This window comes from Rhodococcus sp. NPDC057297, assembly GCF_042667435.1.
In the GTDB taxonomy this organism is placed as follows: domain Bacteria; phylum Actinomycetota; class Actinomycetes; order Mycobacteriales; family Mycobacteriaceae; genus Rhodococcoides.
Genome location: NZ_JBHUZE010000009.1, coordinates 198,319 through 222,640 on the forward strand (window position 1 = coordinate 198,319; position 24,322 = coordinate 222,640).

Genomic DNA, 24,322 nt, shown 5'->3' on the forward strand with positions numbered 1-24,322 from the left:
TGCCTTTTCCCTTCAAAGGTGGTGGATGCTAGTTTCCGCCTGCGGTTCGAACGGATGGCGGGGTCGGCTGGTGTTCTGGTGGGGCGGGCCGATACAGGCCTGGTCACTTGCCTTCGGCTTTTAGTGAGACCGGCGCCCAGGCTGCCCATTCATCGAGGCGCTGTTGGTAGAGGTGCGGAATCATCTGTGTGGGCTGTTCGCCGAAGAAGACTCGCAACGGCGGCTTCTCGGCGTCGACGATCTCAAGGATGGCGGATCCGAATCCTACGGGCTTGGGACTGGGGGCCGCTGCCATCTGGGTCATGGCGACGTGAACGGATGTGTAGGGGGGGAGGGCGTCGGCGACGGTGGCGGAGGTGGTCTTCCAGTCGGTGTCGAATCCGCCGGGCTCGATGATGGTGACCTGGATGCCGAACCCGGCGACCTCCTGCGCGAGCGATTCGGTCAACCCCTCCAGGGCCCACTTGGAGGCGTGGTACCCGCCGAGGGTGGGGAACGCGGCCACTCCGCCGATGGTCGAGATCTGGACGATGTGACCCGAACCCTGCTCGCGCAGAATGGGAAGCACGGCTTGCGTCACATGGAACACCCCGAACAGGTTCGTCTCGAACTGGTCGCGCAGTTGCTGTTCGGTGATTTCCTCGACCGTACCGAACAGGCCGTATCCGGCATTGTTGACGACCACGTCCAGCGCGCCGAAGTTCTCGTGCGCGGCCGCGACGGCCGCGAATACCTCATCGCGATCGGTCACATCGAGTCGCAGCGGGAGAACTGCCTCGCCGTACGTGTCGACCAGATCGGACAGGGTGTCTGTGTTGCGGGCAGTGGCGGCAACCCGGTCGCCGCGCTCAAGCGCGGCGATGACGAATTCGCGGCCGAAGCCTCTGGATGCGCCGGTGACAAACCAGACTTTGCTCATGATGCTCCTTGTCGTGTGCGCCACTGTGACGCGTGATGAACACTCTATGCCTTTAGTGACACCGCGTGTCAAGCTCGCACCTCGGAGGTAGGATGAGACCATGGCAAAGAATGAACCTGTTCCGATTCGGGAGCGCACGCGTAGGATCGCGCAGACCGAGTTGACGTCGGTGGCGCAGGATCTGTTTCTTGCGCAGGGGTACGAGGACACCACCGTGGATCAGATTGCTGCTGCGGCAGGGATGTCCAAGCGCACGTTCTTTCGGTACTTTTCGTCGAAAGACGACCTCGTCATCGGAAAGTACGACCTGTTCGCAGACCGGATGGCCGACGCCTTGGACGCACGCCCGACTGACGAGCCGGTGTGGGAGTCGTTGAGACGGGTCTTCGATATCACGCTCGACTACGTCGAGGACGAACGCCAGCGGGCGCGCAATGATGCCATGGAGGCGATCGTCAGCGGTACGCCGCAGCTCACCGCTCGATACCTGGAAAAGATGCAACGCGTTCAGGAATTGCTGATCAGCCGGGTAGCGGATCGCCTGCCTGGGGAAAAGCTGCCGGCAGATCCACAGCCCGCGGCGATTGTCGGCGCAGCTTTTGCGTGCATACAGGCAGCACGCACGTCGTATCTCATGTCGGATCGCACCATGACTTTCGGTGAGTACCTGGACGAGGCAATGGCCGCGTTCGAAGTGCGGCGGGACAGATAATCCGCGTTAGCTCGTCACGACGAGACGACGAGACGACGAGACGACGAGACGACGAGACGACGAGACGACGACAGGTAATGGTGCTCGACCAATCCGCTTCGGACAGGGTTTGACCACCTCGGTGTTGCGGTGGTCGATTTCCGGTCCCGGCTGAGCAACAGCATGTGGGCGAACGAGGGCGATTCAGCCCCATCGGGGCCGGACGACGGTCGATGTCATCTGCCGACACGATCATGGTGGTATGCCAAGCTTGACCAGCGACGACCGGAATACGTTGGCGCCCATGGCGGCACACGCTCATCAGCAGGCCGTCCGGTGCCCGCGGTGTCCGACACTGCTCTCGATGAGGTGGTGCAGCTGCCGCAGGATCGCCTCGTCGTGCTGCTGGACCGTCTCACCGACTCGCTGATGGGCACTCCCATGCCGGGTTAGGCGCTCTGTCGTGCCCGGCTCGACACCTCAGACTCCGACCCGCGCGATGCGGGCGGAGAGCCGCGCTGCGGTACGGGCGATGATCGCCGCGGGCGCGGGGGTGTCCGATCCCGTCGCACCCGCCTCATCCCGCGCGCCTCGCTCTAGAGCGCCGCGTCGGCGTCCACCGTGGCTCGGACCGGCGCAGCTGGCGATGCTCTGACCTCGGGCGGCGTCCGCCGGGTGAGGCAGCAGATTCTCGGTGCATCACCGCAGTGGGCGGGCCCGGGGTGTGTCGGGTGCGGGGCTAGCGTCGCTAGCCATGGCGGTGACGGCGGTTGCGAGTGTGCGGCGCGGGTACCTTACGAGTGGGCGCTGGACCTCTGGCGCACGTGCCGTCGGGACCGTTCGGAGCGAACTCCGCGTGGGTGCTGTGCGCAGCGATCGCCCACGACCTTCTGCGGGCGTCCGCGACAGCCGCTAGCGGCACGTTCGCAGAGACTCGCGATGCGACCTTGCGCCGTAAGATCGTCAATATTCCCGCTTGCTTCGTGCGGCCCCAACGCACTCCGACGCTGCACCTCCCACGACGATGGCCGCGGCTCGGTGCATGGCTTCAGTGTGGCGCAACATCATCGGATACAGTCCACCCGAACTCGCGTGACTTGATCAAACCACCACATCGACCCGAGGACCAATAGTCGTGGAAACGCTGGGCAAACCAGCAGCTCACGCACGCCCCGAGCACCACAGACGGATCATCGGTCAACGATCGACATCTACCTCCTCATTCCACGGATCGAGGCTTAGGTAAGCAGGTGGCCCATCAGGCCACCATTGTCCATCCATTGCAGTTCGACGTCGGTGTCAACCCGCACGGTTGCAGAGAACGCCTTCACCGACTCGGCGCGGCGAATCTCGATGTGCACCTGGGCAAGGGGGTCGGTGGTGTGGCCGAGACCGAGGACGTCGATTTCCTCGGTACCGTCGAGCGTCAGGGGATCGAGTGAGGGACATTCGATCGGGAGTACGCCCATGGCGACGAGATTCGTACGGTGGATGCGCTCGAAGCTGCGCGCGATCACAGCCTGGATGCCAAGTAGTCGAGTCGCTTTCGCGGCCCAGTCGCGGGCAGAGCCCGCTCCATAGGAGTGGCCGCCCACGACGACCATGGGTACCGCTCGTCGGCCGTATTCCGCAGCCGCGTCGTAGACCGAGGCCAGAGCCCGCTCGGGCATGATCGAGGTCCACGGCCCGGGGTGGTCGGGTGCGAGAGTGTTCTCGAGTCGGGGGTTGGCGAAGCCGCCGCGCACCATCACGTCGTGATTGAGCCGTCTCGCACTGTACGACCCGAAATCGCGGGATGGGACGCCGTGCGCGTCGAGCCACCGGCCCGACGGCGAATCGGGAAGTATCCGGGAGACCGGCGATATGTGATCGGTCGTGATTCCGTCACCGAGAATGAGAAGCGGGCGCGCCCCGTGGATGTCTCCGACTCGCAGCGGCGTTGTCAGCTCCGGGTCTGCGAAGGGTGGACGACGAATCATGCCGTTCTCGTCGTCCCAGTCGTAGTCCTCCCCATCCGGGTGCGGCAGCGAAGCCCAATCGGGAGTGGACAGCACGGTGTCGTTGTCGCGCAACGGTTGTCGATCTTCTGCATCGACGAGCGCGTCTATCTCGTTGTTCGATGGCCATAGTTCGTGCAGAAAGACCGGCACTCCATGGCGATCGTGGGCAATGGGATAGTCGGTGACCTCGAAGTGCGAACGGCCGGAGATGGCCATGGCGACGACCATCGGGGGAGAGGCTAGGTATGACGAGGTCACGTCCGGGTGGATGCGTCCGGGAAAGTTGCGGTTGCCGGACAGGACCGCGGCGACCGACAGTGAGCGTTGCCGGATCTGATCGGCAATCGGTTCGTCGAGTGGTCCGGAGTTTCCCATACAAGTCCCGCAGCCGAAGCCGGCGATCTCGAAGCCGAGTTCGTCCAGATAGGGCTGTAGACCGGACCGCTGCAGGAGCGTCGCCGTGCGCCGCGAGCCCGGCGTCAGTGATGTTTTGGTCCATGCGGCTCGGGTCAGTCCGCGCTGGACTGCATTTCGGGCGAGGAGACCCGCGGCCACCATTGCTTTGGGGTTGGAGGTGTTGGTGCAGCTGGTGATCGCCGCGATGACGATGTCGCCGTCCTGCAGCTCTGTGCGCGGTTCGTTCGAGGTGGCTGGACGAGGCTTACTGTCCGGCAACGATTGTGGCGCGAAGGTTTGATGCGGCCGCGACGGCCCCGATATCGTCTGTGTGACCGTCGACAGATCCACCGTCAGGTTCTCGTCGTAGATCGGGTCCGGCTCCGTGCCGGTATGGAGCATGCCTTGCGCGCGCAGGTAGGTGCGAGCCCGTTCGACGACGTGCGCCGGGCGACCTGTGCTCGTCAGGTAGGACAGGGTGCGGTCGTCGGCAGGAAAGTACGCCATCGTGGCTCCGTACTCGGGTGCCATGTTCGCGATCGTGGCCCGGTCGGGGACCGACAGTGTCCGAAGTCCGGGACCATGAAATTCGACGATGCGTTCGACGACACCGTGCTCGCGAAGGAGCGCAGCCAGTGTCAAGGCGACGTCGAATGCCATGACACCCGGTCGCAGTGCGCCCGTCAACCTGATGCCTACGACCTCGGGAACCGGTATCAGGATCGGCTGACCGAGGGCTGCAGCAGTTGCTTCGATCCCGCCGACACCCCAGCCGGTTACGGACAGGGCGTTGATCATCGTTGTGTGGCTGTCGGTTCCGACGACCGAGTCGAACCTGGCCAGCTCTCGTCGACCGACGGTACCGACGGAGACGACGTCGGCGAAGACCTCGAGGTTGAGTTGGTGGCAGATCCCGATACCGGGCGGAACGACCCGCAGGGTGGGAAATCGTGTCTGTGCCCACCTCAGGAAACGATAGCGCCCGCCGTGGCGCTGGTATTCGAGGCGGAGGTTGGTCGATTCGGCGTCGGGGGTGCCGGCGACATCGAGTTCGAGTGCGTGATCGACGACGAGGTCCATCCTCTTCGACGGTGTCACGGCCGTGATGTCGAGACCGGTCTCGAGTGCACGCTGCCGCAGCGTGACCATGTCGGCGAGGACGGGAATACCCGAGGCATCCTGAAGAAGGACCCGTTCGGGAGCGAACGGAATGGACGTTCGATGCTGCCGATCGGCGAGTGCCCGAACATGAGCGGACGTGACCGATGAACCGTTCTCGTTCCTGAGCACGTTCTCGACCAGCACACGGCTCGAGAAGGGAAGTGAATGCAGTTCTCCCGCACCATTTTTCTCGGCAGCGGTCAGGTCGAAGAAGTGAGTGTCCGTGGTACCGGGTAGTGACCGGAGGGAGTCGAACGAATCTGTCATCACGCTTCGCTCACGGGGACGGTGTTGGCGACGTCTCGGGGTGCGGTACCGGTGTACGTCGGAAGTAGCGGAGGCGGAATCGGGCCTTTGATCCGGCGGCCCTGTTCGATCTCTTCCCACGAGTGGGCAAGTATGCCAACCGATCTCGACAAAATGAACAGGCCCCGCCCGAGTTCGGCAGCGAAGCCGAGTTCGGCGTAGATGACCGCGGTTGCACCATCGACGTTCATCGGGACCGGCGCGGAGCGACCGATCGAGATCTGGCGTTCGAGCTCTTCGGCGATCTCGAGATATGCACCCTCGACGGTGCCGGCCTCCACCTGGGCGCGGACGGCTCCGAGTAGGGGGTCGCGGCGTGGATCGTGAGCGTGGAACCGGTGGCCGAATCCGGGAATGTACGCCCGCCGGGATCGATGGTCCCCGACAACCTCGGCAACGGCATCGACGACAGGTGTGTCCGAGGAGCGTGCGCGGATGTGTTCGAGCAGTGCCATGCATTGTTGGCCGGCACCGCCGTGTACGTCACCGAGCAGCCCAACCCCGGTGGACATGGCACCGTGCAGGCCGACGCCGCAGGTCGCCGCCATTCGTGCAGCGGCGATCGACGGTGCTTGTGGTCCGTGGTCGACCGCGGCGACGAGAGCCTTTTCCAGCAGCGAGGCGTGCGCGGGGGAGGGCAATTCGCCGCGAAGCATGAGCCAGATCATCTGTGGAAAGGACACGGTGCCGATCAACTGCTCGATCGCGAACCCGCGGAATCGGATCGATCCTGGCTCGATGTCGGAGATGGCGGTGGACCACCAATCGGTGACGTCACGGCTCGACGTTCGGTCGAGGGCGTCTTCGCGTGCGATGCTCACAGTGCGTTCTCTCGGTGGAGGCGGGCGATAGCGTCGGGTCCGTAGCCCAGTTCGGTGAGAATTTCGGCGTTGTGTTGGCCGAGGGCCGGGGGAGGCGTCTCGGGGGACACCGGCGCACCGTCCACGTGGGTGGGCGATCCCAGCACCCGAACCGAGCCGCCGGCGGACGCGGGCGACGGCACCTCGGCGACAAGGCCCCGGTGTGTGATCTGCTCTGATTCGAGAGCTACGGGCACCGACACGACGGGGGCGGCCGGAACACCGGAGTCGAGCAGAACTTCGTCCCACTCGGCTGCGCTCTTGGCTTTGAGGGAGATCTCGAGTTCGTCGCGGAGCAGTTCGCGGTTGCGTTTGCGGTCCTCTCGGGTGACGAACCGAGGGTCGTCGATCAAATCCTGCCGGTCGAGCACACGGCACAGCTCTTCGTACTGTTCCTGTTTGTTCGCTGCGATGTTCAGCGCACCGTCGCCTGTGCGGAAGGTGCCCGAGGGTGCGGAGGTGACGTTCTCGTTGCCCATCGGGGCCGGTATCCGGCCGGTGACGAGGTGGTCGGCCACTGCCCATCCCATCGACGTCATGGCGGCGTCGAGCATGGATGTGTCCAGGAATGCGCCTTCACCGGTCTTGTGCTGGCGCAGCAGCGCCGAGGCGATCGCAAATGCAGCCGCGAAGCCACCGAAGCTGTCACACACCGGATATCCCACTCGCAGTGGAGCTGTCGCGGGTGTACCGGTGATGCTCATGATCCCCGACAGTCCTTGAATCACTTGGTCGTAGGCGGGCCTGCGGTGCATCGGGCCGGTCGATCCGAAGCCGGAGACCGCGCAATAGACAAGGCGTGGGTTGATGGCTTTGAGGTTCTCCCAGGAAAAGCCCAGTCTGTCGAGTACACCGGGTCGAAAGTTCTCGACCAGAACATCGGCGCTTTCGACGAGCTTGGTGAAGACTTCTTTGCCACCTTCGGACTTGAGGTTGACTGTGACAGAGCGTTTTTGCGAATTCTGAGCAAGAAACGACACTCCGAAGTTCTCGGCACTCAGATCGGGGCTGGCACCGAGCTGGCGTGCAAGATCGCCGGTGTGTGGGGTCTCGATCTTGATCACATCGGCACCCATCAGTGCCAACTGATAGCCCGCGAACGGTCCCGCCAGAACATTGGTCAGGTCGAGTACTCGAACGCCTTCGAGCAGGTCAGCAGTCACAGGAATGCCTCCACACTGCCCAGGCCGACGCGGGTGATCTCAGCGGCGGCCGAGGTTACTGCATCGACGTAGTGGCCCACGCGGTCGGCTGTGAAACGTGAGGTGGGCCCGCTCGCGGACAGTGCGGCGACCACTCGCCCCTCGGGGGAGAAGATCGGGGCGGCCACTGCGGATGCACCGAACTCGCGTTCTCCGTGCGTAATCGAGTAGCCGGCCTCCCCAATGTCTGCGATCTCGCTACGGAGCAGGTCGCGGTCGGTCTCCGTCATGTTCTCCGTCAGGCGTGCGATGACGTGGTCCGGGGCTCCGGTGAGCAGGATTTTCGCGGCGGCACCGGTGGCGAGCGCGTACGGGACGCCGACTTCTACGACGCTGCGCACGGTGGTCGTTCCTTCGACCTGCGCGATGGAAACGCGGTTCATGTCCTGGCGCACATAGACATTCACTGTCTCACCACAGGTCGCGACCAGGCGAGACATCACCGATCGTGCGTCGTCACCGACCTCCCACAGTGATTCGGCGAGGGTGACCCATCTGAGAAACCCGGCACCGAGTGCGAACGTGGAGTCCGCGCGCTCGACTATCAGACCGAGTGAGGCCAGGGTGGCGAGCTGGCGTACCACGGTCGTTTTCGGTAGTCCGGTCGACTCCACCACTTCACGGAGGGTGCGCAGCGGATGGTCGACGTCGAAGAGTTCGAGCACTTCGACGGCGCGGGCGATGCTTCGCACGCCGCCGTCCGCGCGGTTCGACGCAGTCTCTGTGTTAGCCATGCCACTCACCGTAAACCATTCTGTGGTTCGTGTAAACCGTAGAGCGGTTGACTCTACGTGAGAATCGTGTTCTGATTTCGGTGACACGGAACACAGAGCTGATCGCAGGTCCCTCGAGACCGCACGGCAGTCGAATCGCAGAAAGAAGGACCCTCGTGAGTGAGGAAAAACTGGACCTCGTCGTCGTCGGCTGCGGTGCAGGCGGACTCGCCACCGCCCTGCAGTTCCTGCAGTCCGCACCCGGTGGCCGCGTCGTCGTGCTCGAGCGCACGACGAAAGCCAAACGGGGCGGAAACACAGTGTGGACCGGATCGTTCTTCCGCCTCGACGAGGAAGGGAACCCCGCACCGGACTTCACCGATCGCATGACCGAGCTGAGCAAGGGCAAGACCGACACCGCCATCATCGAACGTCTCGCCCAGCTCGCGCGCCCGACCATCGAATGGCTCGGCCACAACGGTGTAGCAACCAAATCCGACATCACCTACTTCCTGACGTCGAAGGGGCCCCGGCTCATGCCCGCCGGCGGTGGTGCAGCGATCGTCGAAACGTTGTCGGCGCGGATCGAAGAGCTCGGTGGAGTCATCGAATACGGGGTGACCGCGCAGGATCTGATCCTCGATTCCGAGGGAACCGTCATCGGGATCGACACCAGCGACGATCAGGGCCGTTCACGAAAGATATTCGCACGCACGGTCGTTCTGGCGTCGGGCGGTTTCGAGGGAAGCGCCGATCTGCTCAATCGCCACCTCGGCGATCGAGGACACGAGCTCTCACCCATCGCCCCGGGCGGACGCTCCAACCAGGGTGAAGGTATCGAGATGGGTGTGCGAGCCGGCGCCGACGTGGACGGTCAGTTCGACCGATTCCACGGAGAACCGGTCGATGCCAGGACACGCGCCGCCGAGGCGTTGGTGATGGTGTACCCCTACGGAATCCTGGTCGATCACCACGCGAAGCGGTTCGTCGACGAAGGTTCGGATACCCCCGACAACACCTTCGAGGCTGTGGCCTACAAGATCTGGCGGGACGCCGACCAGTTCGCCTACGTCATTGCCGACCAGAAACTGATGCGCCACAGCATCGCTCGGGCGGTCCTCACCGACAGGGAACCGGAAACCGCACCCACGCTCGATGCCTTGGCTCGTCGACTCGACATCGATCCCGAGCAACTGGCAGCGACGGTCGATGCGTACAACGCGGCCGCAACTCCCGGCCCGCTCGACGTCACCGTTCTCGACGGAATCGCCACCGAGGGCCTCGAACCGCCCAAGTCGAACTGGGCCCGCCCGCTCGACGAACCGCCGTTCGTCGCATGGCCGGTCACCTGCGCGATCACCTTCACCTTCGGTGGCCTCAAAACCAACGCCAAGGCCCAAGTTCTGCGAGCAGACGGTCAGCCCATGGACGGACTGTATGCAGTCGGCGAAGTGGCCGGCATCTACCACCACAAATACCCGGGAGCGACCTCGGTGCTGCGCGCCCTCGCTTTCGGGCGCGAAGCGGGACGCTTCGCCGCCCAGCGCCTGTCGAACCCCATCACGTCTGCATCCGCGCACTAGCGCGCCCAACCTCAAGAGGAATCATGGTCAACAACTCACCGGCACGCCCGGGCGCGAAGAACACCCCGCGTAGGGCGGCAATCGCCAGCCTGGTCGGAACCACCATCGAGTGGTACGAGTTCTTCATCTACGGCCTCGCGGCCGCACTGGTATTTGGGGATCTGTTCTTCCCCGGCGTCGACGAACACACAGGCCGACTGGCATCGTTCGCGACGCTCGGTGTCGCGTTCGTCGCCCGCCCCCTGGGCGCAGCGATCTTCGGCCACTTCGGAGACAGGCTGGGCCGCAAAACAACTCTCATCGCCACGCTCGGCATCATGGGCACAGCAACCGGCCTCATCGGAGCACTACCAACCTACGATTCGATCGGAATCTGGGCTCCCATCCTGCTCATCGTGCTTCGCATGTTCCAGGGCCTGGCTGTGGGAGGCGAATGGGGCGGCGCAGTTCTGATGTCCGTCGAGCACGCGCCGCCGGCCAAGGTACGGCTCTACGGCTGCGCCCCGCAGATGGGCAGCCCTCTCGGGCTCATTCTTGCCACCGCCGTCATGTCCGCTGTGGCAACCCTCCCCGACGAGCAAATGCTCAGCTGGGGTTGGCGCATCCCGTTCCTCGCCGGCTTCGTCCTTGTGATCGTCGGGCTCGTCATCCGCCTGGGTGTCGCCGAATCCTCACAGTTCCAAGAGCTCAAGACTGCAGGCGAAACAGCTCGCCTCCCGATCCGCGATGTTTTTGCCCGCGCGAAGAAGAGCCTGTTCATCGGTATAGGACTGCAGGCGTCGGTCAACGTCGTCTTCTACATGATCTCCGTCTATTTCCTCAGCTACGCCACGTCGTCGCTCGGACTGCAGCGCAGCACCGCTCTGCTGATCATCATGATCGCCGCAGCCGTGGACCTGGCTGCTTTACCGTTCATGGCAGCGTTGAGCGACAAGATTGGTGCACACAAGGTGTTCCTGACCGGGGCACTGTTCACGATCGCAGCAGCATTCCCCTTCTTCTGGTTGCTCCGTGGGGACCAGCTCGTGCTGACCTGCATCGTCGTGGTGATCATGATGATTGGTGCACACGCCACCACTTACTCCGTGGTCTCGAGCCTGATCGCCGACCAATTCGACACCAAGGTGCGCTACAGCGGCACCGCACTGAGCAACGCACTGGGCGGGCTCGCCTTCAGCGCGCCCACTCCGTTCATTGCCGAAGCCATTGTCGGTGGAGGCGGCGGCACATGGTGGCCGCTGTCGCTGATGATCATCGTCGCCGCACTCATCTCGGTCGTCGCAATTCGGGTGATACCAATGACAACCGGGCGTGGGCTCACGTCGGACGGCGGCGGCACCGACCACGAGCGGCTCTCCTCCACCCCAGCCTGAAGCGCACAGCGCAACAAGAACATCGATACGGAAGGACCGAAAGATATGACCACCACCGAGCCGAGCGCCACACCGGAGGCACGAGGCAACGTCGAGCAATACCTCATGCTGATCGACGGCGTGTGGCGCGAATCCTCCGACAAGGCCACCTTCGAGTCGATCAACCCCTTCGACTCACGACCCTGGGCCAGCGTTCCGGCGGCCGCCACGTCGGACGTCGACAACGCTGTGTCTGCAGCCCGCCGCGCATTCGACAACGGGTGGTCACAGTCGAGCCCGATGTCACGAGCAGCTCTGCTGCGTAAATTCGGCGACCTCATCCGCGAAAATGCCGACGAACTGGCCCGCATCCAAGTGCTTGAGAACGGCAAGCTCATCCGCGAGGTGGCCGGGCAGACGTTGGCTCTGGCCAACCACTGTTACTTCTTCGCAGGCGTCGCCGAAAGCCCGACCGGGGAGACCTTGGCGAGCAGCGTGCCCAACATGCAGGTCTACACCGTCCGCGAACCCATCGGTGTCGTCGCCGCGATCACCCCCTGGAACAGCCCACTGGCGCTGCTGCTGTGGAAACTGTGTCCCGCCCTGGCCGCAGGCAACACCATTGTGATCAAACCGTCCGAAATCACCCCGGTCTCCACACTGGCCCTCGCCAGAATTGCACAACAGGCCGGCTTCCCGCACGGCGTCATCAACGTCGTCACCGGTGCCGGAACAGTAGGCGCGGCGCTCACCGCCAACCCCAATGTCGACAAGATCGCGTTCACCGGTTCCACCGCCGTCGGCAAGAAGATTGCCATCGGCGCAGCCGAGCGCCTGGCGCGCGTCTCACTCGAACTCGGAGGCAAATCTCCCAACATCATCTTCCCCGACGCAGACCTGCCCAATGCCGTCAACGGTGTGATCGCCGGTGTCTTCGCTGCAACCGGACAGACATGCATGGCAGGTTCGCGGGTCCTGGTCCAAGAGGACATCTACGACACGTTCACCGACGCACTGGTGGAGAGAACCGAACGAATCAAGCTTGGAAACCCACTCGACGCCGACACCGAGATGGGCACAGTCGCCTGCCGTACCCAGTACGACAAGGTGTTGCACTACATCGATGTCGCACACCAGGACGGAGCCCACCTCGCAGCCGGTGGATCACGTCCGTCCGATCCGGCACTCAGCGACGGCCTCTTCGTGCGGCCAACGATCTTCACACACGTCACCAACGACATGCGCATCGCCCAAGAGGAAGTCTTCGGCCCCCTCGCAGTGGTCATCAAGTTCACCGACGAAGACGATGCAGTTCGTATTGCAAACGACACGACCTTCGGTCTCGCAGCAGGGGTTTGGACTAGTGACGTCGGACGCGCCCACCGAATGGTGAGAAGGTTGAGAGCCGGCACAGTATGGGTCAACAACTACCGCAAAACCAACTACGTCGCGCCGTTCGGAGGATTCAAAGAAAGCGGCATCGGACGCGAGAACGGAGCCCACGCCATCGACGAGTACAGCGAAATCAAAACCGTCTGGATCGACACCGGAAACACCATCACGGATCCCTTCAACCCACGGGCTTGACAGAGCCTGCCTTCTGAAGACAATTTGCAAGTTGGTGTGCCCGTCAATACGAGATGCCTTGTGGTGCATGTGGGGCTTCCGTTAGTCACACTGACAACAACGATATATCTTGGAGATGCAACTCCTGCCTGGACAGGTCCAAGCGGCTAGGTCGACATGAAGGTGAAAGCACGCCGAGGCTGGGTGTCCCGCGAGCAACCCCGGATGGACGTACACACGACGAATAGGCCGAACGGTTCGCCTCCCGTGAGCAGGCTGCTGCGCCGTGTAGTAGTCAGGTCAGCAAGCAAGAACGTGCAGTATCTCTCCGAGTTGTCGGAACGGTCCAGACTTTCCGTCGACGTCATGCACGTTCACCTGCGAAGCCGCTGGACTGTCCGAGGAGCAAGGCAACGTACTCAGGCGGCGTGTCGATGGCCAAGTTGAAGTCCCCGCTGGTGGCCAGGTGAAAGTCCCCACCCCGTGTTGATGTTTCCGGTTTTTCAGGGGCGGTCCTTTCGGTGTTGTGCGTAGCCGAAGGCGGCACGGATGGGTATGGATCGTTTCCTGGCCATTCCGACGCCAGGGTGTCTAGGCAAGCGACGATCAACAGGCTCACCGGATCTGGGTGGACTCCACCGTGGACCCATCACGAGCAAAATGCGTGCCCGGCTGGACGGTTGTCATCAGTGCTCGTGGTCAAGGCGGCCCGCTGCCATAGGTAAAGTATGGCGGACCAGTTGACTACAGAGGTGAGGCAATGAAGACGGAGAACGGCCTGTCGACGATTTCGGACGCGCTTGACGCGCTGCGTCGAGGCGAGCCGGTGATCGTTGCTGACGACGAGAATCGGGAGAACGAAGGCGACATCATACTCGCGGCCGAGTTTGCCACGCGCCGTTGGATCGCATGGATTGTGAGGAATTCGTCCGGGTTCATCTGCGCACCGATGGCAGGTGAAATCGCCGACCGCTTGAATTTGCCGCCCATGGTGGAGCGCACCGAGGACCCGCGCGGCACCGCGTACACAGTGACCGTGGACGCCGCAGACAGCGAGGGGACGGGCATCAGTGCTACCGATCGAGCTCACACTTTACGAGTGCTCGCGGACCCGACTTCAACGGCGGAACAGCTGACCAGACCCGGTCATGTGGTGCCCCTGCGAGCCGTACCCGGTGGGGTGCGCGAGCGTGCCGGACACACCGAGGCGGCTGTCGAATTGTTGCAGCTTGCCGGCCTGCATCCGGTAGCCGCGATCTGCGAGATTGTCACCGATGACGGAGACATGATGCGATTGCCAGGACTTCTCGAACTCGGTGCTCGTGACGGAGTACCAGTTATCACTATCGAGCAGCTGATCGCACACCTTCGATGACGCGCGCCTGTGTGTCGTTGCACAGCTCCTGAGCGGCGGCGAGGTCAGTGATCAGCACAGTAACCCAGCCGCCGAGCAGTACTCCGCGCAGTGCACCCAGCTTGCGGGTGCCTCCCGCCACAGCAATGCGACGGGGCACTGCCAGCAGTTGATCGGGTCGGATTCCGATCACTCGCTCGTCCATCTCCGGTGCGACGAGCACACCGTCTTTGTCGAAGAATCGAAGACAAATGTCGCCCACTGCACCCAAAGCGCGCAGTGTCTTCTGATCCTCAACCGCGATTCCGTTGCCGCTACTGGCCAACAGCGGGGAGGGCTCCAATGCGCCAATACCGACCAGCGCAGTAGTCAGTTCAGACCACCGCTTACTGACGTTTTCCACGGCGGGATCCGACATCAAGGAGCGCTGAGCTGCAGCGCTTCCAAGCAGGCCAGGTGCGGGAAGAAAGATCGGTGTCGCGCCCGTGGCATGTGCGAACGTTGTTAACAGTCGATTGGCCTCTACCTGAACTCGGGGGTCGCCGACCCCGCCAACGAGTTGAACGACATCGGTAACCACCGGATTGCTCGCCGATCGCATGAATGTTGCCGTGGCCAGCAAATTTGCGCTCCACGACGAAATTCCCACAACTTCGTTGCCCAGCAGCGTCGATTCCAGATAGCCAGCGGCCGCGGCACCCAGGTTCTGGGCAACGTCGCGTTCATCGGAGCTCATCGTGTCGACAACAACCGCCTCGGCTAAGCCGAAGCGGTTCTCCAACTTCTCCTCAAGTTCAGTGTGAACACCGGGAGGTGAGACGACAACAGTGCTGACCACGCCACTCTGTACCGCTCGTCGGAGAAGCCTGGACACTCGTGCCTGAGTTATGTGCAGTTCATGCGCAATTTCGGCTTGTTTGAGGCCTCGTTCATGGTACATACGGGCGATTTTGACCATAAGTCGAGACTGCTCGTCGTGAGGCAGACGCCTGATCTTGCGCGGCGGCGGCAATGTCACGTGGGTGCCTCCTCCCAGGGTGAGGTGAGTGACCGGGCGGTCATCCAACAGCGTAGGCCGTCACGTCAATGGATTCCCGTCGCCGTGGTCAACCCGGTACCGCGAGTAGCGCTCATCGCGGTACCGGGTAGGTCATGCCGTCAGATCGGCAGTGTGGTCGAACAAGCGGGTGCGGGACCGCGCGACTGCGGCAGCCCATGACTGTCGCCGCATCGCGCGATCGGCGGCCGCGATACGTGGGCGAACTTCTCTCGCGTCTGCAGACGCGGGCAGTCCGACTTCGAGGTCGGTGAGCGTCCACCAGCCAGCACGCACGCCTGCGAGATGTGCTGCACCCAGCGCAGACAGGTTCGCCGTTGGCGAGACCTGCACCGGTAGGCCACTGACGTCGGCTTGCAGCTGCATCAGCTCCAGCGACTTCGTCATCCCCCCATCGCACGCGAGATGCTGCAGAGGTCCGGCAACGGCCTGAAACGCCGAGACGACATCGTCGATTTGGAAAGCAATAGCTTCCACCGCTGCGCGAGAGATTTGCGAACGGCGTGTCCCGAGTGACATCCCCGCCACAATAGGCGAGGCTTCTCGGTCCCAGTTTGGTGCACCGAGCCCTCCGAATGCAGGGACCAAGACCACGCCGTCACTCGTAGATGTCGCTGCCTCGCTCCACAACTCGTCGATGTCGGCGTCGAACAAGTCCGCTAACCACGACAGCGTTCGGCCGGTCGAACGGATATTAGCCTCGAGTGCATGAGCTGCGCCCTCGGATCCGAAGTCCCAGGCGATGGTCGAGCAGACACCACTGGAACTATCTGTTCGTGGGCCCAGCGCCATCACCGAGGACCCCGTCCCGTACGTGGCCTTGACGATCCCCGGGCGCCAGCCGGCCTGAGCGAACAATGCGGCATGGGAGTCCGCGAGCACGGCAAGTACCGGAAGCCCGTCGGGCAACGGGGCCAAATTCCGGATCGCCGGAAACGGACCCGTCGAGGAGACCACCTGAGGCAGTCCACGCTCTGGGACACGGAAGATCTCCAGCAGCTTCGGATCCCAAGTGCCTGTCCCGATATCGAGCAGCTGCGTGCGTGAAGCGTTGCCTACCTCTGTGACCGGATCACCGCCGAATCGCGAAAGCAGCCATGCATCGATGGTGCCGACGCGCCAACGCCCCGAGCCTGATCGGACCCTTAGAGGGTCGTACTCGTCGAGCAGCCATGCTGCCTTCAACGCCGAGAACATAGGGTCGAGAGGAAGGCCGCTGACAGAAAAAATGTAGCCTGCGTGTCCTTCGCTGTCCAGCGTGTTTGCCGCTTCGGCAGTGCGCTGGTCCTGCCAGCTAAGGATCGGACCGATGCAGTCACCAGTGTTGGTGTCCCAGAGCACGACCGACTCACGCTGGACACTCAACGCAACACCAACGACCAAGTCTTTCACCTCGTAGGTGACGCAATCCCGCACACACTGCTGAACACTGGCCCAAACTTCGAGCGCACTCTGCTCCACCCAGCCTGGGCGCGGGTGCACCTGGCTGAGTGACACGCTGGTGGTGCGGAATACGGTACCCGCGCTGTCGACAAGCATGGCCTTGGTGGAACTGGTGCCCTGGTCGATCGACAGGATGAGCGCGCTACTGGGCGCGGCCATCGCGGAGCACCTCGCGTACTGCGGTGACAATCCCGTCGGCATTCAGTCCGAAATGGTCGAGAAGGAAGGAAGCATCTCCTGTGGGTGCGAATTGTCCTGGTACACCGAGAATTCGCATCCGGCAAGGATTGGTCTCGGCTACATGGGATGCAACAGCGGCACCTAGCCCGCCGCTGATCGTGGCTTCCTCGACGGTCACGATACCGCCGGTCTCTCGTGCTGCCAACGTGACAGCATCGCGGTCGAGTGGCTCGACGAATGCCATATTCAATACACGAACGGACACTCCGTCCTTAGCCAGAATATCGGCAGCCCATAGGGCGCGGGAGACCATCGTACCGATCGCGACTATGGTCACGTCGGTTCCGGCCCGAGCGATGACGGCCTTGCCGAACTCGAATTCGTCTGCGGGAGCACTAACAGAGGGAACCTTGAACCGCGGAATTCGTAGGTAGGAGCCTGTTCCGAGTTGTGCGGCCCAGCGGACTGCTAAGCGGGTCTGAGCGCCGTCTGCCGGAACCACGACAGGAAGGCCGGCAATCGCACGCATCCACGACAGATCCTCGATGGAATGGTGCGTTGGCCCGAGTTCGCCGTAGGCCATGCCTGGGCTCTGACCGCACAACACGACGTGCTGTTGGCTGTAGGCGACGTCGGCCTTGATTTGTTCCGTGGCCCGCCCGGTCAAAAACGGGCCAGCGGCGCACACGAAAGGAATCAGACCGGCATTGGCCAGCCCTGCGCCGACACCGACCAAATCCTGCTCAGCAATTCCGACGTTGATCAAGCGGTCCGGAAACTCGTCCCGGAATTTAGTCAGATTGCTCGACCCGACGGAGTCGTTGCAGACAGCGACAATGCGGTCGTCCTCACGAGCCATCGCTGCCAGTTCTTCAGCGAAATCGACTCGGCAGTCGAAGGTGGGGGCGTCGGTGGTCACGGTGATGGTCATGCGGACAACTCCTCAAGTGCAGCTTTTACCTGGTCGTCGGTGGGAACCTTGTGGTGCCATTCGACGCGATCTTCGATGAACGAAATGCCTTTTCCTTTGATGGTGTCTGCCACGATTGCCACCGGCTTTCCCGATGTTGAAGGGCCGAGCGCCTCGAGAAGGGCTGAGTAGTCGTGCCCGTCGATTCGACGGGTCTCGAACCCGAAACTGCTCCACTTATCATGAAGTGGCTCCAGGGTGCTCGTGTCTTCGGTGCGAGCGCCCTGCTGCAACCGGTTTCGATCGACGATGGCGGTCAAAGAGGACAGCTCGTAGTGGGAGGCCGTCATTGCGGCTTCCCAATTGCTCCCCTCCTGCATCTCACCGTCACCCATGACAACGATGGTGCGATATTCTCGGCCACTCAGTCGTGCTCCCAATGCAGCTCCAACGGCGACCGGAAATCCGTGTCCAAGTGGACCGGTGTTGGTTTCGACCCCGGGGACCTTGACTCGGTTGGGGTGTCCGTTGAGCGCCGAAAGCGGCTTGGCGAAGGTCCTCAGTTCCTCTCGCGGAAAGAAGCCGGCAGAGGCGAGGGTTGAGTACAACGCTGTGGCGCAGTGCCCTTTGCTCAACACAAAACGGTCGCGATCGGGTGAGGTCGGTTCTAGTGGGTTCACCGACATAACTCCCCAGTACGCAGCGACCAAGATATCAGTTACCGAAAGATCGCCGCCGATGTGGCCGAGGCCAGCACCCTGAATTGTCGTGATGATGTCACGTCGGATGGCTGTAGCGACGTCAGCAAGGAGCGGTGCCAGTTGGTCTGTCCCCATTCCGCGATGGGAGGACATGGCGTTGAGATACTTCTGTGCTGCAACCTGGTCTGGGGCCAAGCGTGACATTTGGGTGCTTTGTGCTGGTGTTTGCGTAATCACTGTCTCTGTCTCTCTATGTGATGGGTATTTTCTCGCGAGTATGTTTTTTGGATCTTTATTGAGCGCAAAAACCTCCGTCGACCAGCAAGTCGATACCTGTAACGAAACTGGCGGCATCCGAAAGCAAGAACACGGCAGGACCGCCCATCTCCGCCGGGTCTGCAATACGTGCCATAGGTGTCTCCGCCGCGAATACAGCCATGCTGTCGACCATTTCAGGTCGAGTGTTCATCGGCGTCGCGGTGTAACCGGGACTCAACGCATTGACTCGGATTCCACGTTGCGCCCACTCCATAGCCATCGAGGCGGACAGGTGCTTCACCGCGGCCTTTGCGCTGTTGTAGTGGCATTGCTGCAATCCTCGGTTGACGATGGTGCCGGACATCGAGGCGATGTTGACGATGGATCCGGAACCATTTCGTAGCATTGCCTTTGCCTCGGCTTGGCAGCTGAGAAACACCCCTGCGACGTCGACCGAGTACAGCCTGTTCCACTGGTCGATCGGCATATCCTCAGCCGGGGCAGCGTTCGCTATACCTGCGGCGTTGACAGCTAAGGTCAACGGTCCCAGTTCGCTTTCAGTACGTTCGACCGCACGCTGCATGTCTGTTGCAGACTCGACGCTGGCACCGATGAAGATTGCTCTGACGCCGTACTCGGTCAGACCGTCGAGCGTGGCACCTGCGTCTGCATTCGGCAAGTCGACGATGGCGACATCGGCTCCGTGCTCTGCAACTGCAAAGGCGATGGCCTGCCCGATTCCGCTGGCACCTCCGGTGATCAACGCGACGCGACCGGAAAGGTCGAATCCGTTGCTGTATTTACGCGTCACGCTCGGCGCGTGTTTCGACGAACTCATACCGTGGCCAATTCGATTACGGACGGGGCGGTCAACTTCTCGCCCTCGAGAAGTCCTTGGGAACGACCTCTGGCTAGCACCATGACGCGGTGCGACAATCCTAGAATTTCCTCGAGATCGGAGCTGACCACAACCACCGCGGTTCCCGCCTTCGTCAGTTCGGCAATCAATTCGTAGATTGCCGAACGTGCCCCAACATCGATACCGCGGGTTGGCTCGTCGAGTATGACTACACGCGGATTGCGCTCTAACCATTTTCCGAGCACAACCTTTTGCTGGTTGCCGCCGGACAATGACGACACCTGGCTTCCGGGCTTGCCTTTGATGCCGAGACGTTTTGACACACTGGTGCCCAGGGTCTTGACCCTGCTCGGGGCGACCCATCCCTGTTGTGTAAGCGAGTCGAGATTAGGAAGCGCAATGTTGTCCTGGATGGATTCCCCCACGATCAACCCTTGTTGTTTGCGGTCCTCGGGCACCAACACGATTCCGGCTTCGATTGCATGACGCAGCCCGTGACGTAATTGCTTCCCGTTCACCGAGACGGTGCCCGTGTGAGGGTCGGCTCCGGCAATTGCGCGCACAACCTCGGTGCGCCCTGCGCCCACGATGCCCGCGATCCCGAAGATCTCGCCGGCGCGTACGTCGAAGCTGACATCTTCGAAGCGATCGGTAGGAGAGGACAATTTGCGGACGGAGAGGACGATCTGTGCTGAGGGTGCCGGTGCTTCGATGGCAGGGAACAGGCGATCTACAGGACGGCCGACCATCTCGCGGACGAGTTCCGCAGGGGGGACTTGGCCATTGGTGTGTTCGTTGATCTTGGACCCGTCCCGTAGTACGACGATCCGGTCGGCAATCCGAGCGATTTCCGAGAGGCGGTGGCTGACATAGATGAACGAGACACCCTCATCGCGTAGGGCGGCGACCGTGGCGAACAGTGCGTCGGTCTCGTCCTGTCCGAGCGCTGCGGTCGGCTCGTCGAGGATCAACAGTCGCGCGTTCAACGCGAGTGCTTTCGCTATCTCGACTTGTTGCTGTCCGGCGACGCTGAGGTCGCGGACGAGCTGGGTCATCTTACCGGCGAAACCAAGGCGATCGAGGTGCCGTTTAGCCTCGCTTGCCATTTCCGCCTGAGACACTCGACCGCCGCGCATGGGCCACCGGCCGACCATCACGTTCTCAGCGACGGTCAGGTCGGGAAGCAGGCGCATCTCTTGGTGGATCATTCCGATACCGACTGCAATCGCTTCGCCGGGGGAATTGGGTGCGTATGGCTTTCCTGCCCATGTCATGGTGCCCGAGGTCGGAAGGTTCGATCCGGCGATGATGGACGAAAGTGTCGACTTTCCCGCGCCGTTTTCTCCGAGTAGTGCCACGACCTGACCAGGCTCGACAGTGAGATCGACGGCGTCGAGTGCGACAGTCCCAGGGTAATGCTTGGAGATCGCACTGACGACCAGTGTCGATCCTGCGTGCTTTGTCATGTTGTCTCCGTTGATGTTCGAGATTCAGGGATGCTCGACGAGGAACTGCGCTGCATTGTCCTGGGTAGTGAGCACGCCCTCCTGCAGCTGCTCGGCGGGAACTTGCTGGCCGGCTAGCAGGGCGGCGACGGTGTCCACCGCGAGACCGCCGATTTTGAATGTCGGTTGGGTGATGGTCGCGGCGAGATCGCCGTCCACGACGGCCTGCAGACCTGCGATGTCGCCGTCGAATCCGACCACTTTGATGTCGGGTCGATTCGACCCTCTAGCGGCGGACGCTGCGCCGAGGGCAAGACCGTCGGCCCGGCCGAAAAGCACAGTGATCTCGGGGTGGGCTTGCAACATGTCGGTGGTGATGTCGAACCCCTCACTCTGCGACCATTGCTGCGACGCTTGTCGCGCGACCTCGCGCAAGCCCGGCGCGGTGGAGAGCGCTTCTGTGAATCCCTGGTCGCGAGCTTGCTCCGGCGTGGTTCCGATCTGACCTTGGATGACGCCGACGCTGCCTTCGCCACCGGTCAACTTGATGACGTACTCACCCAATTCCCTTGCCGCTGCAATACTGTCCGTTGCTATGAAGGAGTCGGCAGGTGCCCCTGCTGGGTTGCGATCTACCGCCACGATCGGAATTCCCGCCTTGTTCGCATCGCGAACGGGGACTGTAGCCGCTGTGGCTCCTGCAGGGATATAGATGATGGCATCGACTTCTTGGGTAATGAAGTTTTGAATCTGGCTTACTTGAGTGTCTCCGTCACCCTTCGCATCTGCGACGACAACGCGAAAGCCCTGTTCTTCGCCTGCCTTCTGCACTGCTTGCCGAATGAGGTTGAAGAAATCTGCCTGCTGGTTGGCAACCGCAAGTCCAATGGTCGGACGACCGTCCTCGTTGTTATTGATCAGCGTCCGGCACCCGCTTGTGAAGAGCATCGCGAGTACCACGATGATCAACGCTAGGGCGCGAGCTGCCTTGCGAGGGTTCATCGGTTGCTCTTACGTCGCAGGACATCCGAACCCACCGCGACGGCAATGACGAGGCCGATCACGATTTGCTGAATGAAGGGTGAGACTCCGAGGAGGTTAAGGCCGTTACGCAGAACTCCGATGATCAGAACGCCAATGATGGTGCCTGTGACTCGTCCTGCCCCACCCATCAAGCTTGCCCCGCCGATGACCACTGCAGCGATTACATCGAGCTCGTAGCCGGTGGCAGCACTCGGTGCCGATGCGTCAAGTCGAGAGGAGAGCACTATGGCACCAACTCCGGCCAACAGACCAGCGACGACATAGACCGAGGTGGTGGTGCGCCGGACATTGATTCCCGCGAGTCGAGCAACCTCCTGTCCCCCTCCGATCGCATACAGCGAACGACCCGCACGGCGGTAGCGCAGAAATGCCCAGCCCGCGACGAACAGAAGCAAAAGCAGTGCAACAGTAATGCTGAGGAAACCGAAGTAGCGGTTGGTGGAGAGTTCATAGAACCATTGGGGGTAGCCGACGATCTGCTGTCCGTCCGTGATTAGGTTGGCCAGGCCGCGCGCGATGGACATCATCGCTAGAGTCGCGATGAATGCAGGTAGTCGAAAGATCGTCACGCCCAGGCCATTGATCAGTCCGGCGACTCCGCCGACCAGGACTGCGATGACCATGGCCAGCGGCAGTGGCACACCCGCATTTTGATAAAGCCAACCCATCGTGATTCCGCTCAGGGCCAAGATCGAACCGACCGACAGGTCGATGCCGCCGACGATGATCACGAATGTCGCGCCCAGCGCCAGAATCCCCAGAACGGTGACCTGATCGATGATGTTCGTAAAATTTCTTGTGCTGAGGAAGTTCGGGGCCGTGACGGACAGTGCGATCACGAGGATAACGAGCCCGACGAAGGCTCCGCCCGAGCCCGCGAATGCTTTACCGGTCCGCTCTCTGATGGTCGGTGGTGTTTCGCCCGCCACCGGAGGTGTTGCAGTCGCACTGGTCATTGGTCTCTCCGATTGTTGTGATGTTGTGCCACAGGATGATCGAGTGAATCTTGAAATCAGTTCATGAACATTCCGCCGTCGATGTTGACGGCTTGGCCGGTGATGTATTCCGCGGCGGAGGAGGCGAGGAAAAGAATGAGGTTCGAGACGTCGGACTCGCTGGCCGGGCGGCCGAGCGGAATGTTGTCGATCCATTCAGCGATTAGCTCGCCGGGCTTGTAGTTGCCCAGCCGGCTGCCCCACTCGCGGTCGTTGTACTCCCACATCTCGGTCGCGACGATGCCCGGGCAGTAGGCATTGACTCGAATCTTGTCCATGGCGAGCTCTTTGGCCAGAGATTGAGTGAGGCCAAGGACTCCAAACTTGCTGGCGGCGTACGACGGTGTGTAGATAAAGCCCTGACGTGCCTGTCCGCTGGCGGCATTGAGAATGGATCCGCCACCTGCTGCCCGAAGCAGCGGCGCGGCCTCTCGAATACCGAGGAACATGGCGGTCGTGTTGACGTCGAGTACTCGCTTGAAATCGGCGACACTAGTATCCGCTAGATCGCTGATCGCAATTACTCCAGCGTTGTTGACCAGGACATCAAGCTTGCCCCACGACGTTCCCAGCTCCTCGAACAACCGAACCATTTGAATCTCGTCGGTGACATCGGCCTGGAGCGCGCATACGTCCAACCCGTCGGCTTTCAGATCGTCGGACGCGAACTGCACGTAATCGTCGCGATCGATGAGACACACGGTCGCACCTGATTCTGCAAACGCCCTCGCAATGGCCAGACCGATTCCGCGAGCAGCGCCCGTGACGGCTACGTACTTGTTCGTGAAATGGCCTCGGTAGAGATCCGCCGAGACAGCTTTACCGGGCATCGAAGCTACTCCGATCATGACAGTGCATATTTATGCATGTACGATTGTGTAATCACAGTGTGTGACAGCGGACACGGAAAGTCAAGATGCTGTCCCACTTTGTTGTGAAACAGGTCACATACGACGTAACGGGACGCACAGAGTTGTCCGTGCCCTTCGACCGATCTCGCAGCGGTGACCTTCGGCGACCTACCCGACACCGGTGCAACGACGGCCTTGCTTCGCCGTTGTGAGGGTTGGGCCTGCGGGTCGATCCCGCCGCACCGGCCCTGGTCGATCACTCGGGTCGACCGCACACCGGTGATCTGACGATGGTGATGCGGCGAGCCCGCGCCACCCGTGTCTCGATCGACGGCAACGCGCACTTCTGCCGCGGATTGCTGCAGACGCGCTACCCCGGCGCGGAGGAACAGCGAGTCCCCCGCCAGGAAGGCGCGTTCATCCCCCTCGCCACCCTCACCGTCCAGCAGAGCACACCACAGGAGCAGTCACGATGA

General features: G+C 62.1%; 21 protein-coding genes and 1 pseudogene. 8 read left to right on the forward strand and 14 right to left on the reverse strand.

Annotated features, from left to right (window positions below):
* Positions 1-103: 103 nt before the first annotated feature.
* Positions 104-922 carry an SDR family oxidoreductase gene (locus ACFULT_RS22850; protein WP_378482675.1) on the reverse strand — a complete coding sequence of 273 codons (819 nt, stop codon included), beginning with the start codon at positions 920-922 and terminating at the stop codon, positions 104-106.
* A gap of 97 nt (positions 923-1,019) precedes the next feature.
* On the opposite strand from ACFULT_RS22850, the gene ACFULT_RS22855 reads away from it, so the two are divergent.
* The 3 genes and pseudogenes from ACFULT_RS22855 to ACFULT_RS22865 all read left to right on the forward strand — a co-directional run.
* Positions 1,020-1,631: a TetR family transcriptional regulator gene (locus ACFULT_RS22855; RefSeq protein ID WP_378482605.1), complete on the forward strand. Its 612-nt coding sequence runs from the start codon at positions 1,020-1,022 to the stop codon at positions 1,629-1,631.
* A gap of 442 nt (positions 1,632-2,073) precedes the next feature.
* Positions 2,074-2,265, forward strand: coding sequence for a hypothetical protein (locus ACFULT_RS22860; RefSeq protein ID WP_378482606.1), 192 nt, complete (start codon positions 2,074-2,076; stop codon positions 2,263-2,265).
* Positions 2,266-2,419: 154 nt separating this feature from the next.
* Positions 2,420-2,706 (forward strand): annotated as a pseudogene (locus tag ACFULT_RS22865) (IS1380 family transposase); the annotation flags it as partial.
* A 142-nt stretch (positions 2,707-2,848) separates the two neighbouring features.
* Here ACFULT_RS22865 and acnA read toward each other — a convergent pair.
* From acnA to ACFULT_RS22885, 4 genes are read right to left on the reverse strand one after another with little or no spacing between them, the layout of a single operon-like run.
* Complete coding sequence (gene acnA / locus ACFULT_RS22870) at positions 2,849-5,434, reverse strand: aconitate hydratase AcnA (protein WP_378482607.1); 2,586 nt, start codon at positions 5,432-5,434, stop codon at positions 2,849-2,851.
* Positions 5,434-6,294, reverse strand: coding sequence for a citryl-CoA lyase (locus tag ACFULT_RS22875; RefSeq protein ID WP_378482608.1), 861 nt, complete (start codon positions 6,292-6,294; stop codon positions 5,434-5,436). Before ACFULT_RS22875 ends, acnA begins: the two co-directional genes overlap by 1 nt.
* Positions 6,291-7,496, reverse strand: coding sequence for a CaiB/BaiF CoA transferase family protein (locus ACFULT_RS22880; RefSeq protein WP_378482609.1), 1,206 nt, complete (start codon positions 7,494-7,496; stop codon positions 6,291-6,293). The genes ACFULT_RS22875 and ACFULT_RS22880 overlap by 4 nt, the downstream gene beginning before the upstream one ends.
* A complete protein-coding gene (locus ACFULT_RS22885; RefSeq protein ID WP_378482610.1) occupies positions 7,493-8,269 on the reverse strand; it encodes an IclR family transcriptional regulator in 777 nt (258 codons plus the stop codon). Before ACFULT_RS22885 ends, ACFULT_RS22880 begins: the two co-directional genes overlap by 4 nt.
* A gap of 155 nt (positions 8,270-8,424) precedes the next feature.
* Here ACFULT_RS22885 and ACFULT_RS22890 point away from each other — a divergent pair, with 155 nt between their 5' ends.
* The 4 genes from ACFULT_RS22890 (at position 8,425) to ribB (ending at position 14,124) form a co-directional block, all read left to right on the forward strand.
* The gene (locus ACFULT_RS22890; RefSeq protein WP_378482611.1) at positions 8,425-9,831 is read left to right on the forward strand and encodes an FAD-binding protein; all 1,407 of its coding nucleotides are present in this window, start codon (positions 8,425-8,427) and stop codon (positions 9,829-9,831) included.
* Positions 9,832-9,854: 23 nt separating this feature from the next.
* The gene (locus ACFULT_RS22895) at positions 9,855-11,204 is read left to right on the forward strand and encodes an MFS transporter (protein WP_378482612.1); all 1,350 of its coding nucleotides are present in this window, start codon (positions 9,855-9,857) and stop codon (positions 11,202-11,204) included.
* Between the two features lie 45 nt (positions 11,205-11,249).
* Positions 11,250-12,770: an aldehyde dehydrogenase gene (locus ACFULT_RS22900; protein ID WP_378482613.1), complete on the forward strand. Its 1,521-nt coding sequence runs from the start codon at positions 11,250-11,252 to the stop codon at positions 12,768-12,770.
* A 739-nt stretch (positions 12,771-13,509) separates the two neighbouring features.
* Positions 13,510-14,124, forward strand: coding sequence for a 3,4-dihydroxy-2-butanone-4-phosphate synthase (gene ribB / locus ACFULT_RS22905; protein WP_378482614.1), 615 nt, complete (start codon positions 13,510-13,512; stop codon positions 14,122-14,124).
* Here ribB and ACFULT_RS22910 read toward each other — a convergent pair.
* The 9 genes from ACFULT_RS22910 to ACFULT_RS22950 form a co-directional block, all read right to left on the reverse strand.
* Complete coding sequence (locus tag ACFULT_RS22910; RefSeq protein WP_378482615.1) at positions 14,093-15,121, reverse strand: sugar-binding transcriptional regulator; 1,029 nt, start codon at positions 15,119-15,121, stop codon at positions 14,093-14,095. The two genes, ribB and ACFULT_RS22910, sit on opposite strands and share 32 nt — an antisense overlap.
* A gap of 132 nt (positions 15,122-15,253) precedes the next feature.
* On the reverse strand, positions 15,254-16,762 hold the full coding sequence (locus ACFULT_RS22915; protein ID WP_378482616.1) for an FGGY family carbohydrate kinase: 1,509 nt from the start codon (positions 16,760-16,762) through the stop codon (positions 15,254-15,256).
* Entirely contained in the window at positions 16,746-17,714 is a 969-nt protein-coding gene (locus ACFULT_RS22920) for a transketolase family protein (protein ID WP_378482617.1), read from the reverse strand. Before ACFULT_RS22920 ends, ACFULT_RS22915 begins: the two co-directional genes overlap by 17 nt.
* Positions 17,711-18,631, reverse strand: coding sequence for a transketolase (locus ACFULT_RS22925; RefSeq protein WP_378482618.1), 921 nt, complete (start codon positions 18,629-18,631; stop codon positions 17,711-17,713). The genes ACFULT_RS22920 and ACFULT_RS22925 overlap by 4 nt, the downstream gene beginning before the upstream one ends.
* Before the next feature lie 55 nt (positions 18,632-18,686).
* The gene (locus tag ACFULT_RS22930) at positions 18,687-19,490 is read right to left on the reverse strand and encodes an SDR family oxidoreductase (protein ID WP_378482619.1); all 804 of its coding nucleotides are present in this window, start codon (positions 19,488-19,490) and stop codon (positions 18,687-18,689) included.
* Entirely contained in the window at positions 19,487-20,977 is a 1,491-nt protein-coding gene (locus ACFULT_RS22935; RefSeq protein WP_378482620.1) for a sugar ABC transporter ATP-binding protein, read from the reverse strand. Before ACFULT_RS22935 ends, ACFULT_RS22930 begins: the two co-directional genes overlap by 4 nt.
* A 24-nt stretch (positions 20,978-21,001) precedes the next feature.
* Positions 21,002-21,916 (reverse strand): substrate-binding domain-containing protein, encoded by a 915-nt coding sequence (locus tag ACFULT_RS22940; RefSeq protein WP_378482621.1) that lies wholly within the window; start codon positions 21,914-21,916, stop codon positions 21,002-21,004.
* Positions 21,917-21,954: 38 nt separating this feature from the next.
* Positions 21,955-22,956, reverse strand: coding sequence for an ABC transporter permease (locus ACFULT_RS22945; RefSeq protein ID WP_378482622.1), 1,002 nt, complete (start codon positions 22,954-22,956; stop codon positions 21,955-21,957).
* 56 nt (positions 22,957-23,012) lie between these two features.
* Positions 23,013-23,843: an SDR family NAD(P)-dependent oxidoreductase gene (locus ACFULT_RS22950; protein ID WP_378482623.1), complete on the reverse strand. Its 831-nt coding sequence runs from the start codon at positions 23,841-23,843 to the stop codon at positions 23,013-23,015.
* Positions 23,844-24,061: 218 nt separating this feature from the next.
* On the opposite strand from ACFULT_RS22950, the gene ACFULT_RS22955 reads away from it, so the two are divergent.
* Positions 24,062-24,322: a hypothetical protein gene (locus ACFULT_RS22955; RefSeq protein WP_378482624.1), complete on the forward strand. Its 261-nt coding sequence runs from the start codon at positions 24,062-24,064 to the stop codon at positions 24,320-24,322.